The following is an 18,006-nucleotide window of genomic DNA, read 5'->3' as shown; positions in this document are numbered from 1 at the left end:
GCGCTCCACGGTGAGCACCGGCCCGAAGGACTCCTCATGCACCACGCGCATGTCCTGCCGGCACTCGTCGAGGACGGTCGGCGGGTAGTAGCCCAATTTCCAGGAGGCACCACCATCGACCCCCGCATCGCGCGCTCGTCCGCGCCGACCACCGCCGAGGCCGGCGCCTGGGCGGACGTCCTGGTCCGTCGTCGGCTCCTGCACGTCGCGGTCCTCACCCCGACCGGCCAGTGGCTCGTCCAGCACCAGCATGGCGGCCCCGTCCGCGTGCTCGCGGGACCGGCCGACATCGTCGAGCTGGCCGCCACCATCCAGCACCGCATCCGCACCACGAGGCCCCACACCCGATGACGAACCCGAACGAGAACAGCAACACCCCGGACCACGAGACGAAGCCCAACTCGGTCTCGGCGCGAGCAAGTTATCGGCCAAGACACTCTTCCCCGTCGGGGAAGGCGTCTCGGCCAGATCCCGCCCCAGGGGTGGCGGGAGCGGACCAGCACCGGGGGGTGCTGGTCCGCGAGGCAGCGACCGAGGGCGGATCGCAGCCGGAGAAGCAGCCGTCGCCGCGCAAGCGCCGCGCCGTGAAGAAGACCTCGCGCAAGCGCTCCCCGAAGCCGCCCGCGAACAAGCGTGACTACGTGTGCAGCGTCCGCCTGAACGACGACGAGAAGACCCTCCTCGCCGCCGCCGCCAACGCCACCCGTACGAGCCTGCCCGCCTTCCTTGCACGTAGCGGCCTCGCCGCCGCGCACGACCTCGACAACACTGCTGCAGCCATCGCCGGCCATCGCGAACTGATCGCCGAGCTGTTCGCCGCACGCCGGCATCTCGGCCAAGTGGGCAACAACCTCAACCAGGTAGCCCGTGCCATCAACTCCGGTGGTCAGCCCACGGAGGTCGACTCGGTCGTCGCAGCGGTCCAACTCGCCGTGACCCGCGTGCAAGCGGCCACGGACCGGCTGCTGGACAGACGGTGATTGCGCAGCTCACGCGAACCACGACGCGCTACCTGCCAGCAGGCCACGGACGTCGCGCCGCAGTGCCTCTTGGAACCGGTCACGTAGGCACCCGACCTCGTCCTTCAAGGCACTCAGCCCCTGCGTGTCCCGCTGATCGGCGGTGGCAACGTAGTCCCGCGCACGCCGGAGGCCGCGGAAGACCGCGTCGGCGGCCTCGGACACGTCAGACGGGGCAAGGACGTGAATCCGCTGACGGATGCCGCCGAGATTGAAGCCCACAAAGGCCGCCTCGGCCGCCTCCACGCGCTCCTCCGCCGCCGCGGTTTTGAGGACGCGCAGCAGGCCCTGCCCCGTCTCCTCCATCGCGACCAAGTACTCGGCGTACAGCGCCGTACGCAGCTCCAACAGGCGGGTGACCGACTCTCTATGCCACCGCCGGCGATCGGCCAGCGCCGTCGCGCCGACACCGAACACAACTCCCAGAAGAGCGGAGAGCGGCGATATCCAGTTCATCCGCGATGACTTCCCGCCGCGAGGACCTGGAACGCACCACTCCCGCTGACCACCCCAGTTGATCAATCGTTCTAGGACAGCAGCATGATCCCCAGGATCCAGAAGCGCGGGCAGCGCACGCTCGGCCTCCTGTACTACCTGTACGGGCCGGGCAAGTTCGAGGAACACATCGACCCGCACCTGGTCGCCTCCTGGGACAACAACGCTCCCGACCCCGGCCGCGACGAGTCCGCCACGCTCAAGCAGCTCCAGCAGCTGCTCGACCAGCCGCTGGAGAACATCGAAGAGTCCGAGCGGCCGACGAAGCACGTCTGGCATCTGTCTGTCCGCAACGCCGCCGAGGACCGGATACTCACGGACGAGGAGTGGGGCGACGTCGCCCGCCGCATGGTCGCCGCCGCCGGCATCGACGACCCCGAGCAGGGCGCGGGCTGCCGGTGGGCGGCCGTCCGCCACGCCGACGACCACATACACATCGTCGCCACCCTCGTCCGCGAGGACGGCTACAAGCCCGACCTCGACCACGACGCCGCCCGCGTCCAAGCCCAAGCCCGCGCACTCGAAAAGGAGATGGGACTGCGCCGCCTCAACAAGGGTGACGGTACCGCCGCGAAGCGGCCCACCAGCGCCGAGCGCCACAAGGCCGAGCGCCAGGGCCGCGGGCGCACCGCGCGGGAGGAACTGCGCGAGGCCGTGCGCCGCGCAGTGGCCGGCGCAACCAGCGAGGAGGAGTTCTTCGACCGGCTGGCCGCCGCCGGCCTTCTCATCCGCAAGCGCATCGCCCCGTCCGGGGACCTGCTCGGGTACAAGGTCGCCCTGCCCGAGGACCGCAACGCCCAGGACGAGCCAGTGTTCTACCCCGGCGCGCGCCTCGCGCCGGACCTGTCCCTCCCCCGCATCCGGGAACGCTGGTCCGCCGACGGCCATACCCCGGGCACCGCGCCGAGGAAGCCAGCACCGAGCAGCCCGGCCTCCGCCCGCCGACGTACGGCCTCGGCCGCATGGCAGGCCGTGCTGATCGTCGAGCATGGCGACGACGCGGTGGCCGCCGCGTACATCGCGGCAGCCGGCGAGGTCCTGGACGCGCTGGCGCAGACCTCCGCCGCCCACACCCGCAGTGAACTGCGAGAAGCAGCCTGGGCGTTCGAGCGCGCCTCCCGATCCCACGTCCAAGCCGAACGCGGCCACGATCGGGCACTGCGGCAGGCCGCTTGCGACCTCGTCCATGGCGGTCCGGCCCTCGGTCGCGGTGAGGACGGCGCAACCACAGCGATGGCGATCGACATGCTCTTCTTCCTCATTACCGCCGCAGCCCACTGGCACGCCAAGAAGGACCACGCCCAGCAGGCAGCCGCAGCGCACCAGGCCGCCGAACACTTGCGCGCGGCGTACAAGGCCGCCGCAGCACAGCCACTTGGCATCCTCTACGAACGGGGACGGCACCTGAACCGCTCGCTGCGCTTGCGCCAGACGGCCCTGCTGCGCGAAGCGGTACCGGAGCTGGCTGAGCAGATCCTCGCCGAGCCCGGCTGGTACGCGCTCGCTGCCACCCTGGTCGACGCAGAAGCCGCCGGCCACAATCCTGCCGCTCTGCTTGCCGAAGCTGTGGGACAGCGCGAACTCGACACGGCCTCGTCGATCAGCGAGGTCCTCGTGTGGCGTCTGCGCCGGGCCGCGGACTTGCCCGCTGACACGACCGGCATGCCGTACGCAGGGGCAGCCACGGAAGACACCAAGCGTCAGCCGAGACAGCGTGCTCCACGACCAGTATCACGGTCCTCCTCAGACACCCCATCAGCCAGGGACCGCCGATAAACCGAACTGCCGCCCTGCAGCGCGCCACCGGGTGCCCGGTAGCCGAACTGTGAGGAGTTCACCGTCGTGCAGGATTCGAGGGCCGAACACAACTTACGAATTCCCATGTGTGCGTCTGCTCGTTGTCGTCGCTGACATCCACCAGCACAGTCGTGGCAGTGGGCACCGGCGGGGGCGGCGGTTCGGCTTCGTGCGCTTCAAGGAGTCGGACCACATGCAGCGGCAGAAGATTCGGGCCATCACGCAGGATGCCGCCGCCGGCCTCGGCCTCCTCCCTGTTCGGCGTGCTTGCGGGCATGCCGGGCCGTATCAGTCCTCTGACTGCGTCGGCGACCCCGGTGAGGACCTGATGGCTGGTCCCGCTGACGGCTCGGCCTCCACACAACACCCTGTTCCACGGCAGCGATTCACGCCAAAGGGCGCGGTGACGCAGGTTGTGACCGTCCCGCTTCCGCTGGATCTCGCTCGCAACCCGATAGGCCGACAGCAGCGTCGCACCATGGCGAGCCGGGTCATCTACTCCGTGACCACATAGAAGACCCGCCTGCTCCGCTTCTGCTTCGGCCTCCAGATCCGCACCGTCCCATTCCCAGTGGTTGTACAGCAGGTACACAGGCACACATCGGACCTTCAGGGCGTCCTGAAGCAGCAGCGCACACTGGTCAGCATTCGTGCCCTTGACCACGTGCGCGAAGGGGTATCTTCCCTGCTTGCTCGCCTTTTTGGCCTGGATGCGCAGGCCAACTCCATGGGACCGATCGTGGATCCACAGCTCCCAGTCCGCTCCGTTCTGCCGCTCCTGATCCTTGTTGAACTGGAAGATCTTGACGCGGTCGCCGAGGAACTGGCGCAGGTGGCGGATGTGCATGTCAGTGAGGCTCTCCTCACCGGGAGCGGGAGGGTAGTAGTGATGGCCGTTGTGCAACCAGTGGAAGGTGTCGCCAGCCATCCACAGCAGTACGTCGCACAGCGACGGCTGCTGAACCGTTTTGGCGGCACTGGCCGATATGAGAGCGCGTCCGATCACGCCGATCAGCTAACCAGAGGCCACTGACAGACGGAGCCGACCAACCGCGCGGGCTCACCCCGCATCTGCCTCCTTGCCTTGGGCAACTGCTGTTGACTTTGTGAATGGAAGCTGGTCAGGGAGTTGCGGCACGATCATCATGTGTGCAGGACGAGACGAGGGAGGACCACGGTTGTTCCACCGGATACGGCGCCGCCGCGCGGAGGAAGAGATAGCCGCTATGCGGCGCAGGCACGCGGAGCTGGAAACGCAGAGGCTCGCTGGTCAGGCGCCGCTGCCGCACCTCGCGCAGCAGACTGGCGTTCGGGAACCGCCCGCTGAGCCGGCGCCGGTCGTGGACGACTTCCTGCCGCCGGAGCTGCGGGTGCCCAGCCACGACCAGGTCGAGGGACGGATGATGCCCTGGCCATGGCCCGTCGTCCTGGACGACGAAGTCGTCGCCTGCGCCGAGTGCGAGACGTACCGGGACTGGCTCATCATCTCCGCCAGCGGCCAGGTGTGGCTTCGCTGCCGCGCCGGGCACCAGCAGCTCGAACCGCGTCTGGACACCGCCTGGTTCAACCGGCACTCCGGCCCCTCGGACGCGACGCACGCGACGTTCGAGGACTGCCTGCGCCACCTCGGCCACTGACCCCCTCCCCTGCGACCCCACCGGGCCCACGGGCCCGTACTGCCCAACCTGTTGCCTAGCACCAAGGGGTCTCTCCGTGCGTGTTCGCGTCGCCACCGCCCTCGGCCTCACCGCCGTCACCGCCCTCGCCCTGCCCGCCTGCTCCACCGACTCCGGCGAGGCGAAGCCCACCACCTCGTCCGCTGCCCGCGCCGGCACCCCGGCGAACAGCGAACGACAGACGGCGCCGCTGTCGTCGGCCGCGCTGAAGCCTCTCCTGCTCGACGAGAGCGACCTCGGCAGCGGCTACACCCGCACTCCCGAGCGCCCCGCGCAGCACCACGACGTCACCGTCCTCGGCTGCCCCGCCCTGGACAAGCTCGGCGGCGATGCCGTCACCGGAGGCTCGCTCGACTTCCCCCGCAAGGCGAAGGCGTCCTTCACCTACACGGGCGGCAGCGACTCGGAAGTGTCCGAGGAGCTGTACAGCGACTCCGCTGACAAGCTCTCGGACGACACCGGCCGGATCTTCGACGCGATGACCGGATGCCCGGCGTACCAGGTCCTCGTCGGCAGCAACGCAATCGACGTCACCACGCAGAAGATGTCCGCGCCCCAGCTCGGTGACGAGCGGTGGAGCCAGCTCCTCACCTTCTCCGCCGGCGGGCAGGACAGCGTCGTCAAGCAGACCGCGGTCCGCTCCGGGAACGTGCTGCTCATCGTCTCCGGCTCCCCCGCCCTCGTCGACCGGCACCTCGACAAGGCTCTCGCCAAGACGACAGCATCCCGCTGACGCTCCCCGCCACGGCGCCTCAGGCCACGCGAATGGCCGGGGGCGCCGTGGCGCATCCCGCCCTCCGGGAACGGCGCTCGGAGGCGTAGACGCAGGCCGGTACAGCACACAGCCCGGCCTCCCGAAATCGAGGGGCCGGGCTTTCGTATGCGAACGGTGCGCCGGTGCTCAGCCAGCCGGGGCGCGCAGGAGTCGGTCCCGTGTGCTCTCAGGCAGGACCCGGCGCAGGACCGACGCGGTGGAGCTGAGGGAGGCAGCGAAGGCGGCGACGAGGTCGTGCGGCACGCTGGCGCCGAAGGACACGGCCCACAGGCAGGGCGCACCAAGGAAGGGCTGTGCCCATGCCTGCCATCCGGCCGGTCCCGCCTCGTCCGCCTCGACGGTCAGGGCGCCGGGGTCGGCGTCCTGGATGAGGGGCGGCACCTCGCCGAGGCTGAGGTGGGAGGTGAAGGTCGGATCCGTCGCCCCCGCGTCGGGCTGGTCGACGTCGCGGAGCCAGCCGTGCGCGGTGACGGCGTCGAGGACCACCTCGGGCCCGGTGAACGCGGTGGTGGGCTGGTCGCGGGCGTCGAGCGCGAGGAGGAAGTCGACAAGAACCTCGCCCGGGACGTCGGGGGTGAAGTAGGCGGACCATTGCGCAAGCGGCGTGGTCACGTCCTCGCGGGCGGAGACCTGCCACGCAATCGGCAGCTCGCCCAAGTGGAACGGCTCGTCCGGCAGCACCCATTGGGCCCACCGGAGGGTGTCGGGGCTGATGTGGAGGACGGTGCTGCGCAGGACCTGCCGGTCCTCCGGCGCCTCGTCCGGCTCCTGGCGGCCGCGGACGATCGCCAGGCTCGTCCAGTTGAGGCCGGCGAGCGTGTCTGCGACGGCGTCGTAGAGACGTCCGTCGTCACCGGCCAGGTGCCGGGGACCGACCCAGTACGCGGGCTGGGCGCGGTCCGGGGTAGACGGATCGAGCGGGGGGTTGGGGTTCAGGGGCGCCTCCAAGGGCTGGGTGCGGGTCTACTGTCCGCCGGCGGTGCGGCGGGGGCGGCGCGGGGGCGCCTGGACGGGGGCCTGCCAGGTCAGGACGACGGCTACCTCGGGCGGCAGATGCCCGAGCTGGCTGTCCGCGTCCCGTCCCTCGGCCAGGTAGACGACGGGCTGTCCGGCCTCATCGCGGGCCTCGACGACCTGCGCCGCGCGGTGGGCCATGGGGAAGAAGGGGTTCATCGCCAGCCGCAGGGGCGCGGTCCGGTGGCAGGTGGACAGGCGGTCGATGAGATCACCGACGGTCATCTCCGAGGGCTCCACGGGAAGTCTCCTTGCATGGGGAAGCAGGCTTACGGGACGGCGGAGTATCGCGCCGCTCGATGGGTGGGAAAGGGATGCAGGGCCGAGTCGAGTTTCCCGAAGGCCAACTCGAGTTTGCCCCTCACAAAGGCCGGGGGGTCCAGTACGCACGCCACGGCGACGGCGACGATATCGGCCGGCGTCTCGGTGTCGAAGGACATGTGTTACGCGCGCAGCTTGGCCGGGCCGCGGCCGTCCTTCGAGTTGACGTGCACGTCCGCTCGGTCGTCCACGACCAGGTTGAAGTCGTCGGCGGAGAACTGGTCCATCACGAGCGTGGGCTGGCCTGGACCGAGCTGCCACTCACGCAGTCGCAGGGCCTCGACGGTGGTGGAGAATCCGGGCTCACGTGAGCCGTGATCACGGGCAATCACCTCTCTGACCTGGCACTTTCGGGGAGTTCGTCTACGTTGACATGCCTCTGGACACGTTGGCCAGTCTTTCGTGGATCTTTCCCGTCTGCCCGCGGCGAACTGCTGTCCTTGGACAGTTGTGGGATCTCAGATTCCGTGGCCGAATCTCACGACCAACGGCCACCCAGTGGCCGATCAGCCGCAACCCGAGGCTGGTTGGTCAGACGGGCGCGGCATGGATCAGACGTCACCTTGGGAAAAGACAGTGACGGTGTCAGGGTCTGCTCCTATCTTCAGACCATGACCGTCACCGCACGGCGGGAGCTGGTGAGCCCGGCGACCCGCAACGCCTTCCGCTCTCTGGCCACGGACCTGACCGTCCGGATTGTCGCCGAACTGTGGGAGGACCACGGGTTCGCGCCCATCCCGCCAGATGAGCTGAAGTACCAGGACTCAGGCCAGCGGCGGACTGAATTCATGCTCTACGCGGAGGGCGTGGACTGGTCGGACCCGAACCAGGTTCGACGAGTACTCCTGGTCTTCGAGGACTTCATCCGCGCGTACCGGAACCCGGACGATCAGGGAACTCCTAAGTGGCTTGACGACATCAGGGTCCGCTTGGAGCGGGACGACTTCACTCTCGATAAGGAGGGGAGGATCTCCTGGTCCAACCCGCCAGTGCTGGTCCGCGACCTCAGCACCCTGAGCGACGCCTCCGGCATCACGATCGAGTTGGAGCGCATCCGGAGGGACCTGACCACCGATCCCCATGGGGCCATCGGCGCGGCCAAGCAGCTCATCGAGGCAACGGCGAAGACCGCTCTTGAGGAGCTGAACATCGAGGTCGACCGGAACGCCGCGCTCCCAGCCCTGATCAGCACGGTCCAGAAGGCGCTGAAACTCGACGCTGGCTCGGCTCCTGATGGGCCGGACGGCAGCAAGGCCGTGAAGAGAATCCTTTCGGGCTCGGTGAACATCGCAGTCGGCGTCGCCGAACTGCGCAACCAGGGCTTCGGCAGCGGTCACGGTCAGGCGAGCGCACCGTCTGGGCTTGGAGTGCGTCATGCCCGCCTGACGGTCAATGCTGCCGTGACCTGGTGCGAGCTGATCCTCGACACGCTCTCGGACCCCGCCGCGCCGTGGCGCAAGACCAAGGTCTGATCACTTCGCGAAGAGGGCCAGGTTCGGGGGTGGAGCAGATCGCGCCACCCCGCAGGCGTGACTTCAGCTCGCCAACTTGGACCTCCCGCCCACCGGTCCCGCGGCGGGCCTACTACACCCTGAGGAAATGCCCCGGCCGTGAGACGGACCGGCTGTTCCATCAACTTGAGACAGCGTTAAGAGCCGCTGGTCAGCAAGGACGGTCGTACCACGAGCCGCGAGATTCTGCACTGCTACAGTTCCTCAGATTTCATCTGCTGACAGGGGTGTTGCTGTTCCAGGTGGCAGGAGGCTAGACGCTCACTTACCCTATTATAGTGAAGAACGCCGTTCCGGGAAATTATCGGTACGACGTCTGCCTTTCATTCGCCGGAGAGCAGCGTGAATACGTAGACGCCGTAGCCGCAGGTCTGCGCGATCAAGGCGTTTCGGTATTCTATGACTTGTACGAGCGGGTGCATCTCTGGGGAAAGCGGGGAGCCGAACACTTTGATCGCATATATAGGCTTGAATCTGAATACTGCGTAATCTTCGCGTCCGCTGACTATGCGCGCAAGGCGTGGCCCACCCATGAGCGAAGAAGCGCACAAAGCAGGGCGCTTGAGGATCACGACAAAGAATACATTCTTCCCGCCCGCTTCGACGATACCGAAATTCCTGGCTTGGCTCCGGATGTTTTCTACATAGACCTCCGCACCACACCCCCCGGCGAATTTGTGGGACTCCTCATAGAAAAGATTCTAGAGGCGCCAGATGTTGAGCATCTACGTGCGGCCCTACTTGCCGCGGAGGCAAGATCCGCTCTATCACCCAAGGACGATCTAACGCGCCCAGCAGTTGACGAGCGGGTCGCTAAACTCAGGACGAAGCTTACCCGGCTAGGCAGCACGCTTTCCATTGAGTCCCCAGAAGAAGCATTTCAATTGGTGGAGGAATATGTCTTCTCAGAGGAGATCCGGCGATGGCCGGGGAGCCTCCAAAATGCCGACTATGCATTGGGAACAATCCGCCAGTTCCTGAGTGATCCGATTATGATCAGCGGCAAGGCAGCGGACCTATCCCTGCGCGCCGCCGAGCGCGTGTATCACGATACAGAACCGGTGCAAGGTGAGGACGAGTGGGAGCGGCGCAACGAGCGAGTGCAGGCGATACTAAATCCCGCATTGGCGACGCTTCCGGTTCGGGAAGAATACCTTTTCGCCCTTGCCAATATCCCGCCCGAAGTAGCCGTCACAGCGGCAAAACGAGGCTACTACCGATCAATCTCCGCTCAACGCGGTGATTTTTGGTCGTGGAACTACCTACTGCTGTTGGCGCATCTAGGAGAGCGGGACGCCTTGCTGTCGATATTGAAGGAGCGATTGACCTCACAACATCACCTCGATAAAGCATATGCCGCAACACGGGGGCTCGCTAGAGATGTCTTGGGAGATGAGTTTCCGACGTGGTTTCACCGCGAAGTTCTCGGGCCGGGCGAGGATGACCCGTGGCCCGACGGCCAGTTTGGTCTTTAGGTCACCACCACAGGCTGGCACTCAATAAACTGGCCTCATGGAACAGGTTCGCTAATTCGCGGCAAGTGTGCCGCTTCACCTGGACACGTCTGGCTGGCGCGAGGTCCCTGGTCGAGCCGGGCAAGCCGAAAGGAAGTGCCATGGTTCTGAGACAGCAGGCGTATGACACGGCATGAGACGTGTGGAGAGGCCCGAGGTCGCAGCGTCGCTGGATGACATGGCCGCTGAGAGCCTACAAACATTGTGGGATCTCAAGTTCGGCTGCACAATCTCACCGCCCGCTTCATATCGACTGCACTTTCCGTGTTCCTCGACGAACTCGCCCACCGCGCACGGCACATCGAACTGGCCGGCGAGCCCCGCCGCAGCACCTCCCACCTTGTCTGGGGTTACGCCTCCCTGCCCGTCTCACTCTCCGCGCGCGCGGATCATGGGTGAGCTATCCTCCGCGCATGCGCGGACAGTTCACCGGCTGGCCGGAGCAGGCCATGGACGTGTTGTGGCAGCTCCAGGGCGAACCGACCCACGCGACCCGCGAGCGCTACCGCGCGGACCGCGAACGCCTGGTCCGGCAGCCGATGATCGCCCTGCTCAACGAGGTCGCGGACACCGACCCCCGGTACGAGGACTTCTCCGTCTGGCACTACCGCACCGACTCCTGGTGGTGGCAGCACCAGGGCGCGGTGATCCGACTCGGCCGCAAGATCGAGATCGGTCTTCGGTTCGCCTTGGACGGCCTGCGGATCCAGGGCGCCTGGTGGTACCCCGATCCCGGCCAGGTGGACATGTTCCGCAAAGCCGTGGCCTCCGAGAGGAGCGGCCGCGAACTGTCCGACATCGTCGAGGACGTGCGGAAGAAGGGCTACGACATCTCCGGAGACGTGATGAAACGACCCCCGCGCGGCTACCCGACCGACCACTCCCGTGCGAACCTGCTGCGCCACCGTTCGCTGATCGCTGCCCGTCCCCTCGGCTGCGAGGAGTGGCTGCACACCCCCGAGGCGGTCGACCGGGTCCTCTCGGCCGCCGCCGACCTGGACGCTCTGCTGATGTGGCTGGTCCGCCACGTGAAGCGCACCGCCTGACATCACGAGGGCGCCACGCGGTACGGGAGGAACCACACCCGTGCCGCCGGCCCCCGCACTCTGACGGTGATGCGCATTTTCAGTGCCGACCGGTCGTCCATCGCCCGATAACCGTCCGGCACCTCGGCCAGGGGGACGGCACCGTCGAAGACGGGCCCCGGATCGAGGGCCCCGGAGAGCGCATCCGGCAGGAGTTTGGGAATGCGGGCGCGGACCGGGGCGATGCCCCCGCGCAGCGTGATGTTGCGGTCGAACATCCGGCGGCAGAACGACCTCCGCATTTCCCGCCGTACGGCACCCCCACACAGCCGACCGCACAGCCGTCCCGGGTGAAAGCGGGCCGTGAGACACCGCAGGTCAGCGATCTGCCCGTCCGGAGCGGCCTCAGCAAACCTGGCGGGGATGCGCCGCGAGCCGAGACAACCGCAGATGAAGCAGCGTGAGACACCGCGAGAAGTCGCAGGTCACAGCCTCGGCGTATGCAGCGAAGCGCGAGACCCTACAACAGTGAAGCCAGTCGCCCTGTCATCCAATCGTTTGACACCGAACCTAGGCATCCACGCCCTCGCGCCGCCCCGACCGCCCGATACCGCCGTTGGCCGGTACCGCCGCGATCGGGGCGGTTGTGCATCTGCCGGCCACCGCCATCGAGGAGGGCCGGCACCTGGCCTCGATGACGGCATCCTGGCCGACACCGCCTACCGTCTGCTGTCCGCCAGACGGCCCGGCCTCACTTCAGATGTCGGTCCAAGAACCGGCACCCGTCCTCCAGCTCGAACCACGGGGTGCCGGTGTGCCCTCCCAGATTGGCGTGCAGCGTCTTCTCCTTGCTGCCGAAGGCGTCGAACAGGTCCAGGGCCCGTTGCCGGGGGTTCCCTTCGTCGTCCCACTGCAGCAGGAGCAGCAGCGGAATGGTGACCTGCCGGGCCTCCTCGCGCTGCGCGGGGCACGTAACCCCCGGCGAAGAAACCGGCGGCCGCGATGCGCGGCTCGACCACCGCCAGCCGAATGCCGACGGCGGTCCACCCCGAGTACCCGACCGGGCCGCCGATCTCGGGCAGCGAAAGGAGGGCGTCCAGGGTGGTGCGCCAGTCCGGGACCGCCTTTTCGACCAGCGGGCCGACGAGGGACTCGAAGATCTCGTCGACCGGCTCGCCGGCCTGCATCGCCCGGCGGAGGTCGGCGCGGGCCTGCTCGTCGGCGGCGGAACGGGGCCGATCACCGCACCCGGCGGCGTCGATGGTGGCCACCGCGTAGCCGTGAGCCGCGGTGTGCCGGCCGCGGGCTACCAGCCGGGGTTCCGCCTTGGGCAGGCCGTTGTTGTGGGCCATCAGGATCAGCGGGGCCGGTGCGGCGGATCCAGGCGTCCACAGGGTGCCGGGGATCTCGCCGAGGGTGAACTCGCGTTCGAGGACGCCGTCGTCGAGGCGCTGCTCAGAAGTGAATCGCATGGTCGTGCCTTTCGGGAGTGCGCTTGATTGGCGCTCCCGGACGACCTATCGCCCGACCGTGACCCCGGAGGGGAGCACCCATGTCGATACTGTGTTCACGGGTACCACCTCCTCGTTCTCTCGCACGGCCTCCGGGAAACTAGCAGTGGTCGCCGTGGTCCGCCAACGGGTTTTTGCGGAGGCTCCGTGGCCGGATGCCACGGAGCCACTCGCCACAGACGGCATTGACAGTGCCATCTGATCTGGGGAAATGCCGAGGGGGCCCCGGCTGTTGCCAGAGCCCCGGGTTCGGACGGGTCAGGACTGCGGGCGGCGTCTGGGCCGGACCACGACAGCGAGCCCGCTGAAGGGCGGGATGTCGATGACGCGGACGAAGCTGGCCCCGTTGTGTCCGGGGACGACGATGTGCACGTCTTCGCCGTCGGCGAGGGCCTTCCTGATGCGCCGGAACGTCCCGTCGGGGACCCGTGTGATGCGCAGTGCCCAGTCCTCTTTCCGGAGCGAGGCGGCGGCCAGACGGGACCGGACGCGTTTCATGGTCATCGTGCAGTAGAGCCAGGTCAGCATCGCGAGGAACGACAGCGAGACGGTGGCCTTGACGAATCCCGCGAGGTCGTCCGTGGTGGTGGTGAGGTGGATGATCCAGAGCGCGAGGACGGCGAGGCCAAGGGGGATCACGTTCGGAGGGCGCTGTGACGACGTCCGGTGTGGCCATCGCCGCCGGGCGCGGTAGTGCCCCCTGACCACGACGCCCCGGGGCGGGGCTGCGGGCCGCGGCCGGGGGCGGGGCCGGTCATGCTGCCTGTCGCTCGCGGGCGGCTGCTGGGGCCCTTCCGAGTCTGATTCGGTGGCCTGGTCCGAGCGTGACTCCGGTGCGGAGACGATGGGCCGGTGGATGGCCCGCAGCGTCCAGGTGCCGCGCAGGGCGATCCAGAACGCGAAGAACAGCTTCAGCAGTTTGCCGGGCCGTTCGTCGAGAAGAGCGAGCCATTCGGCCTCGTAGCGCTCGGTGGCCTCAGGGTTGCCCAGCAGGCGGGCGGCGAGCCGCAGGATCCGGCGCGCGAGCCAGGGCGAGACCTCGGTGCACTCGCCGATGACTATGCCGAGGGCGGTGGGGATGAGCAGATTGGTTAAAGCGTCGTTCACCAGGCGCCCGCCCATCGGGTCAGGAAGCCGAACGCGAGCTTGGGGCGGGGCGGTTGCGCGACAGCCGGGGTCGGCAGCTGGCCGCGGCGTTCGATGACGATGCTGCGTGCCTCCTGGGCGCCGGTCGGGGTCAGGAAGTAGAAGCGGCGGCGGGGGCGGCCCTCAGTAGGGTTCTCCGCCTCCCAGTGGCTGTCGAGCCAGCCCGCCTGTTCGAGGCGGCCCAGGATCGGATAGATGGAGCCGGTCGGTTTGCCTGCGGCTTTGGCGACCGCGAAGCCGTGGAGCTCTTCGCGGGACACCAGGAACGCTTCGAGAACGTCGAGCGTGGCCGACGTGATGCGAAATGGGGTCCTCACATCCCTAACTCTATATATGGCATTGGAAGCGTCGAGGCGGAACGCGTGAATCCTCAAGTGAAGGTTGGGAGAAGGGAGTTGATCTGCTGCTGGTGCCGTGATCCGGGGCTGCCAGTGCTGTCTGGGAAGGTGGTCGGCGAGTGAGGTGATCCGGTGACGCTGGTGCTTGAGGAGCCGCAGGTGCTGGTGTGCGGGAGCCGCCGATGGCCGTGGCCGGCGACGGTTGAGACGGTGCTGGAGCGGCTGCTGACCCGTCATGACGAGAGTCTGGTCGTCATCGAAGGAGCCGCGACCGGGGCGGATCACGCGGCAAAGGCTCGACTCATCGCGTGCCGGGATGTCTGTCCTGTGTCATCGGACCTTGAGCGTGCGCCATCGAAGATGGAGCGGTATGCGCTGGTCACAGCGGTATCGCGAGGCTTAGCGCGTCGGTTCGCAGGTCCTTGCGGATGGCGTTGCGCAGCGAGTGGAGCTGGCTGTCGTACGTCGCCAGATCCGTCTCATAGCCTGGGGAGTGAACACCCTCGCCCAGGGCAATGCGGTCACGCAGCGTGCGCAGGGCCCGAAACGTAGCATCAGCCGCTCGGACGACTGGCTCCGGCGCCGTAAGCATGATGTGCTCGCGCGCCTGAACCAGCTGAGCATCGCGGAATGCCGCTCGTGCCGCCAAGTTCCGGGCGACTTCTGTCGGATGGTCGCCCAGCGAAACGCTTCGCAGGCCCTGGTTGGCCTGGTGCAGGGCGGTCAGGAACGCGACATAGATGTCTCTCTGTGTACTCAGCCGAGCGTCGCTGCGTTCCCGCCCCCAGCGCACGCGGTCCGACAGCAACGCCGACCCGAGACCCACGACGGCTCCAAGCACGGTGGACAGCAGTGCGAACCATGGCATGGGCGTGAGCCTAGGCGTACTCAACCTTCGATGGCACACGCTCAAGGTCCGATGACGCAGGACAACGTCCTGCGTGCCCCTGCAGAAAGCCCGTGCGCGCTCGCATACGGTCCTGGGATCCTGCGACTTCGCAGCGCCGAAGAACTGGGAGCCGAGCGTTGATCATCCTGGACACCAGCATCCTCCGAACCTTCAGCCCGGAGAGCAGCAGTGCCGACCTTCTGCGGGCGATTCGGGCCGTCGGCGCTGAGATGGTAGCCATCCCCAAGATGGTCAGCCACGAGATCGTGGCTCAACAGGCAATCAAGTATCGGGAGAAGTACGAAGCAGCCGTCCAAGCCCTCGCCTCTTTGCAGAAGGTCACCCCGTGGCCGCTGGACCTATCGCTCGACGCCTGCGACCCGGATCGGGTTCGTACCACCTGGAGCGACAGGTGGCGCTCTGTGGTCAAGGTGATCCCCACCAGCGCTTTAGCGTTGGAAATGGCAGTCTTCAGAGAGGCAAACGGCCTCGCTCCATGCAAGACGTCCAAAGGCGAGAAGACCGGCTCCCGGGATGCCGCTATCTGGCTGTCCGCAGTGTGGTACGCACGCCAGAACCCTGAAGAGACTGTCTACTTCGTCAGCGCCAACACCAGGGACTTCGGCGACGGAACGTCGTACGTCTCCCCAATGCGGGAGGACGTCGCTCGCCTGGGCGACAGGTTCGTGCACTTCACCAGCCTGGATCAGGTCATGACCCGCTTCGCGAGAGCCTCGACGCCGGACGAAGGGCTGGCGGTCGGCGTCCTTAAATCAGCTACGGCCGTGCAGGAGCTTGTGCGCGCTGCCAGGAAGCCGTGGCACCTGCCCACGCCGTTCGAATGCACCGCCGCGCTCGGGCCAAGCAGTGAGCCGGTCACCGCCTACGCGAGCGGTGGCGAGATCGACTCGGCGGTCATGGTTTCGACGGAGGGGCTGGAGGCGTATCGCATCGGCGATCTTGAGTGGTATACGGCCATCGTCCGTTGGCACATGAGCGGCGCCGTGAACTGCAGTCTCTCAACGACGGCCGAGGACCTCGTACTTGCCGGTGCAGGCTGGTCCTGGACTGCTCGGGTGCTGTTCGCCCCAGACCCCAAGGACCCCAGGCTAACCGTTCTCCGCCAAGACCCACCCCGGTCACTGACCGCTGAAGAATTCAGGGCCCTTGACGTGTCCGAACCCGGCCCGGCTCACCCATCCCAGCAGAGCAGAGAATTTCACAGGGCGGGGGTTGCCGCAGGAGATGAGCAGCTTCGGTAGGAGAGCGCCGTCACTCCTCGCCAGCTCGGTCGCATCGACACCTTTGCCCACACGCCAAAGCCCCCAGAATCACGAGGACTCCAGGGGCCGAGTTCAGCGGGCGGGGCGGGTCAGCTCTCGCGGGAGCTGTTCCCGCCGGAGTCGTCCGTGCGGCGACGGCGGGTGGCTACCAGGACTCCGCCTCCAGCCGCGATGAGCAGCCCGGCCCCGCCGAGGAGCCACGGGGTGGCGTCCGCGCCGGTGTGCGCGAGCGCGCCCTCGGGTGCGGGGGCCGCCGTGCTCGATGTGGTCTCGTCGGTAGCCGGGGTGTCCGATGCCGAGGCGGACGGCGTCGGGGTGTCCTCATCCTTGCCGGGCTTGTCCGAGGTGGGCCGGCCGGTCGGCTTGATGGTGGGCTTGTCGGACGGCTTCTCCGTGGGCGGCGGGGTGGTGGAGGTCTTGGCGTTGGTGACGGTCACGGTGACGGGGTCGCCCGGCTTGGCCTTGAACGCCTTCGAGGGCTTGTAGATCTCGTAGCCATCGGGGTGCCTTGACTTGCTTGACCCAGAAGTCGCTGCCGGTACGGGAGTTGATGGGCAGCTTGCCGCTGACCGTGCCGTCGGATCCGGTGGTCAGGGTCAGGATGACCTTGTCGCCGCTGCCGATGTTGACCGTGGATCCGGCCAGCAGCTTGCCGGTCTTGTTGTCCTTGGCCTTCAGCCGGACCGAGGCGGGCTTGAAGGGATCGATGATCGTCAACGGCGCGGTATTGCCAGGCGTGACAATGACGTCCTGGTCGGCGACCACGTCGTGCAGCGGGCTACCGGAGTCGGTCTCCTTCAACCGGTAGACACCGGGGGCGAGATCGGTGAAGGTCAGCTTCCCCTGGGCGTCGGTCTTGCCGGTGCCCGCCTCCACGCCGGCGGCGTCGAGAAGGAGGAAGGCTGCGCCTTCGAGGACATCACCAGCCGGGTCCTTCTTGACGATGGCAACGCTGCCCGCGTCGGGCTCGGAGGTGTCGGTGGGAGCGGCGGAGGGCGTCGGTACGGCCGACTGGGCGGTCGCGGCCGGCGTCCAGGTAAGGGTGCCGGTCACCGCCGCGGCGACGGCAGCAGATCGGACAGCACCGCGGACGATTCGAGCGTGCATGAGAAGAGGGGCTCCTTGATCGGCAAAAAGGGAGGTCAGCGGGTTCGGGACGGGGCCGGGCCCGCAGGAGGCGTGGCGACCGGCGAGGAGAGGGAAGCCTGCGTGGCGGTCGTTGTCGCTGCTGCGACGTACAGGTGGCCGCGGGTGTGGAACGGGATGTCCTTCACGGTGCGGCGCACCGGCTCGGTGGAGATCAGCGAGGCGGTGAAGGCCGCGACGAGCGTGGTAGGCGTGCCGAAGGAGAACTGCGCACGCCAGTGCGGCTCACTCGGGTATCCGCTCCAGGCCCTCCAGGCAGGCGCGTCGGAACCGGTGGTGGCGTCGTAGCGGTGCCGCACGGCGCCAAGGGCCTCCGGGGAGTTGAAGGTCTGCGTGCTGTCGGTCTTGACGCGGTGACTCCAGCCGCGGGCAAGCAGCGGCGCGTACGCCTCGTGTGGCGCCGTGTCGTCCTCGTACAGCCAGTCGCGGGCGCTGTGGCGGTCTTTGAGGTAGAGGTCGAGCAGTTCGGTGTGGACGTCGTGCAGCAGTTCGACCGGGGTGGTGGCGTCAAAGGTGATCTGCCAGGCCGCCGGTCCAAACAGGACG

At 67.5% G+C, this 18,006-nt stretch carries 18 protein-coding genes and 5 pseudogenes; 10 read left to right on the top strand and 13 right to left on the bottom strand.

What is annotated here, in order from left to right:
- Positions 1-90 (bottom strand): annotated as a pseudogene (locus ABT063_RS34010) (aldehyde dehydrogenase family protein); the annotation flags it as partial.
- 392 nt (positions 91-482) lie between these two features.
- Between ABT063_RS34010 and ABT063_RS34005 the strand changes: the two are divergent.
- Entirely contained in the window at positions 483-980 is a 498-nt protein-coding gene (locus tag ABT063_RS34005; protein WP_351063791.1) for a plasmid mobilization protein, read from the top strand.
- 9 nt (positions 981-989) lie between these two features.
- On the opposite strand, the gene ABT063_RS34000 is transcribed toward ABT063_RS34005, so the two are convergent.
- A complete protein-coding gene (locus ABT063_RS34000) occupies positions 990-1,475 on the bottom strand; it encodes a hypothetical protein (RefSeq protein ID WP_351063789.1) in 486 nt (161 codons plus the stop codon).
- Between the two features lie 84 nt (positions 1,476-1,559).
- Here ABT063_RS34000 and ABT063_RS33995 point away from each other — a divergent pair, with 84 nt between their 5' ends.
- Positions 1,560-3,290: a relaxase/mobilization nuclease domain-containing protein gene (locus ABT063_RS33995; RefSeq protein ID WP_351063787.1), complete on the top strand. Its 1,731-nt coding sequence runs from the start codon at positions 1,560-1,562 to the stop codon at positions 3,288-3,290.
- A gap of 58 nt (positions 3,291-3,348) precedes the next feature.
- Here ABT063_RS33995 and ABT063_RS33990 read toward each other — a convergent pair whose 3' ends face one another.
- On the bottom strand, positions 3,349-4,317 hold the full coding sequence (locus ABT063_RS33990; RefSeq protein ID WP_351063785.1) for a DUF6615 family protein: 969 nt from the start codon (positions 4,315-4,317) through the stop codon (positions 3,349-3,351).
- Between the two features lie 172 nt (positions 4,318-4,489).
- Between ABT063_RS33990 and ABT063_RS33985 the strand changes: the two genes are divergently transcribed.
- Positions 4,490-4,948 (top strand): hypothetical protein, encoded by a 459-nt coding sequence (locus tag ABT063_RS33985; RefSeq protein WP_351063783.1) that lies wholly within the window; start codon positions 4,490-4,492, stop codon positions 4,946-4,948.
- A gap of 76 nt (positions 4,949-5,024) precedes the next feature.
- Positions 5,025-5,720, top strand: coding sequence for a hypothetical protein (locus ABT063_RS33980; protein WP_351063782.1), 696 nt, complete (start codon positions 5,025-5,027; stop codon positions 5,718-5,720).
- Positions 5,721-5,888: 168 nt separating this feature from the next.
- Here ABT063_RS33980 and ABT063_RS33975 read toward each other — a convergent pair whose 3' ends face one another.
- The 3 genes and pseudogenes from ABT063_RS33975 to ABT063_RS33965 all read right to left on the bottom strand — a co-directional run.
- Positions 5,889-6,710, bottom strand: coding sequence for an SPDY domain-containing protein (locus ABT063_RS33975; RefSeq protein ID WP_351063780.1), 822 nt, complete (start codon positions 6,708-6,710; stop codon positions 5,889-5,891).
- A gap of 15 nt (positions 6,711-6,725) precedes the next feature.
- Complete coding sequence (locus tag ABT063_RS33970) at positions 6,726-7,016, bottom strand: hypothetical protein (RefSeq protein ID WP_351063778.1); 291 nt, start codon at positions 7,014-7,016, stop codon at positions 6,726-6,728.
- Positions 7,017-7,153: 137 nt separating this feature from the next.
- Positions 7,154-7,426: pseudogene (locus tag ABT063_RS33965) on the bottom strand (DUF317 domain-containing protein); the annotation flags it as partial.
- 282 nt (positions 7,427-7,708) lie between these two features.
- On the opposite strand from ABT063_RS33965, the gene ABT063_RS33960 reads away from it, so the two are divergent.
- The 4 genes from ABT063_RS33960 to ABT063_RS33945 all read left to right on the top strand — a co-directional run bounded on the left by ABT063_RS33960 (position 7,709) and on the right by ABT063_RS33945 (position 11,168).
- The gene (locus tag ABT063_RS33960) at positions 7,709-8,569 is read left to right on the top strand and encodes an abortive infection family protein (RefSeq protein WP_351063776.1); all 861 of its coding nucleotides are present in this window, start codon (positions 7,709-7,711) and stop codon (positions 8,567-8,569) included.
- Positions 8,570-8,886: 317 nt separating this feature from the next.
- Positions 8,887-10,083, top strand: a complete 1,197-nt coding sequence (locus ABT063_RS33955) for a TIR domain-containing protein (RefSeq protein ID WP_351063774.1) — start codon at positions 8,887-8,889, stop codon at positions 10,081-10,083.
- A 303-nt stretch (positions 10,084-10,386) separates the two neighbouring features.
- The gene (locus ABT063_RS33950; RefSeq protein ID WP_351063772.1) at positions 10,387-10,521 is read left to right on the top strand and encodes a hypothetical protein; all 135 of its coding nucleotides are present in this window, start codon (positions 10,387-10,389) and stop codon (positions 10,519-10,521) included.
- 14 nt (positions 10,522-10,535) lie between these two features.
- Positions 10,536-11,168 (top strand): DUF2461 family protein, encoded by a 633-nt coding sequence (locus tag ABT063_RS33945; protein WP_351063770.1) that lies wholly within the window; start codon positions 10,536-10,538, stop codon positions 11,166-11,168.
- Positions 11,169-11,170: 2 nt separating this feature from the next.
- On the opposite strand, the gene ABT063_RS33940 is transcribed toward ABT063_RS33945, so the two are convergent.
- From ABT063_RS33940 to ABT063_RS33925, 4 genes and pseudogenes are all read right to left on the bottom strand, one after another.
- Positions 11,171-11,425: a hypothetical protein gene (locus tag ABT063_RS33940; protein WP_502990931.1), complete on the bottom strand. Its 255-nt coding sequence runs from the start codon at positions 11,423-11,425 to the stop codon at positions 11,171-11,173.
- A 473-nt stretch (positions 11,426-11,898) separates the two neighbouring features.
- Positions 11,899-12,619: pseudogene (locus ABT063_RS33935) on the bottom strand (dienelactone hydrolase family protein).
- A gap of 297 nt (positions 12,620-12,916) precedes the next feature.
- On the bottom strand, positions 12,917-13,765 hold the full coding sequence (locus ABT063_RS33930) for a hypothetical protein (RefSeq protein WP_351063768.1): 849 nt from the start codon (positions 13,763-13,765) through the stop codon (positions 12,917-12,919).
- The gene (locus ABT063_RS33925) at positions 13,762-14,121 is read right to left on the bottom strand and encodes a PadR family transcriptional regulator (RefSeq protein WP_351063766.1); all 360 of its coding nucleotides are present in this window, start codon (positions 14,119-14,121) and stop codon (positions 13,762-13,764) included. Before ABT063_RS33925 ends, ABT063_RS33930 begins: the two co-directional genes overlap by 4 nt.
- 153 nt (positions 14,122-14,274) lie before the next feature.
- Here ABT063_RS33925 and ABT063_RS52395 point away from each other — a divergent pair.
- Positions 14,275-14,424 (top strand): annotated as a pseudogene (locus ABT063_RS52395) (hypothetical protein); the annotation flags it as partial.
- 97 nt (positions 14,425-14,521) lie between these two features.
- On the opposite strand, the gene ABT063_RS33920 reads toward ABT063_RS52395, so the two are convergent.
- A complete protein-coding gene (locus ABT063_RS33920; protein ID WP_351063764.1) occupies positions 14,522-15,010 on the bottom strand; it encodes a hypothetical protein in 489 nt (162 codons plus the stop codon).
- 158 nt (positions 15,011-15,168) lie between these two features.
- Between ABT063_RS33920 and ABT063_RS33915 the strand changes: the two genes are divergently transcribed.
- Positions 15,169-16,293, top strand: a complete 1,125-nt coding sequence (locus ABT063_RS33915) for a PIN domain-containing protein (protein WP_351063762.1) — start codon at positions 15,169-15,171, stop codon at positions 16,291-16,293.
- A 110-nt stretch (positions 16,294-16,403) separates the two neighbouring features.
- Here ABT063_RS33915 and ABT063_RS33910 read toward each other — a convergent pair.
- Positions 16,404-17,421, bottom strand: a pseudogene (locus tag ABT063_RS33910) (MSCRAMM family protein).
- 35 nt (positions 17,422-17,456) lie between these two features.
- Positions 17,457-18,006: SPDY domain-containing protein (locus ABT063_RS33905; RefSeq protein ID WP_351063761.1), on the bottom strand; the 550-nt coding region annotated here is incomplete at its 5' end.

This window comes from Streptomyces sp. NPDC002838 (assembly GCF_040295365.1).
Lineage (GTDB): Bacteria > Actinomycetota > Actinomycetes > Streptomycetales > Streptomycetaceae > Streptomyces.
The sequence above is the reverse complement of the archived record's forward strand: the minus strand, read 5'-3'. Positions and strand labels throughout refer to the sequence as shown.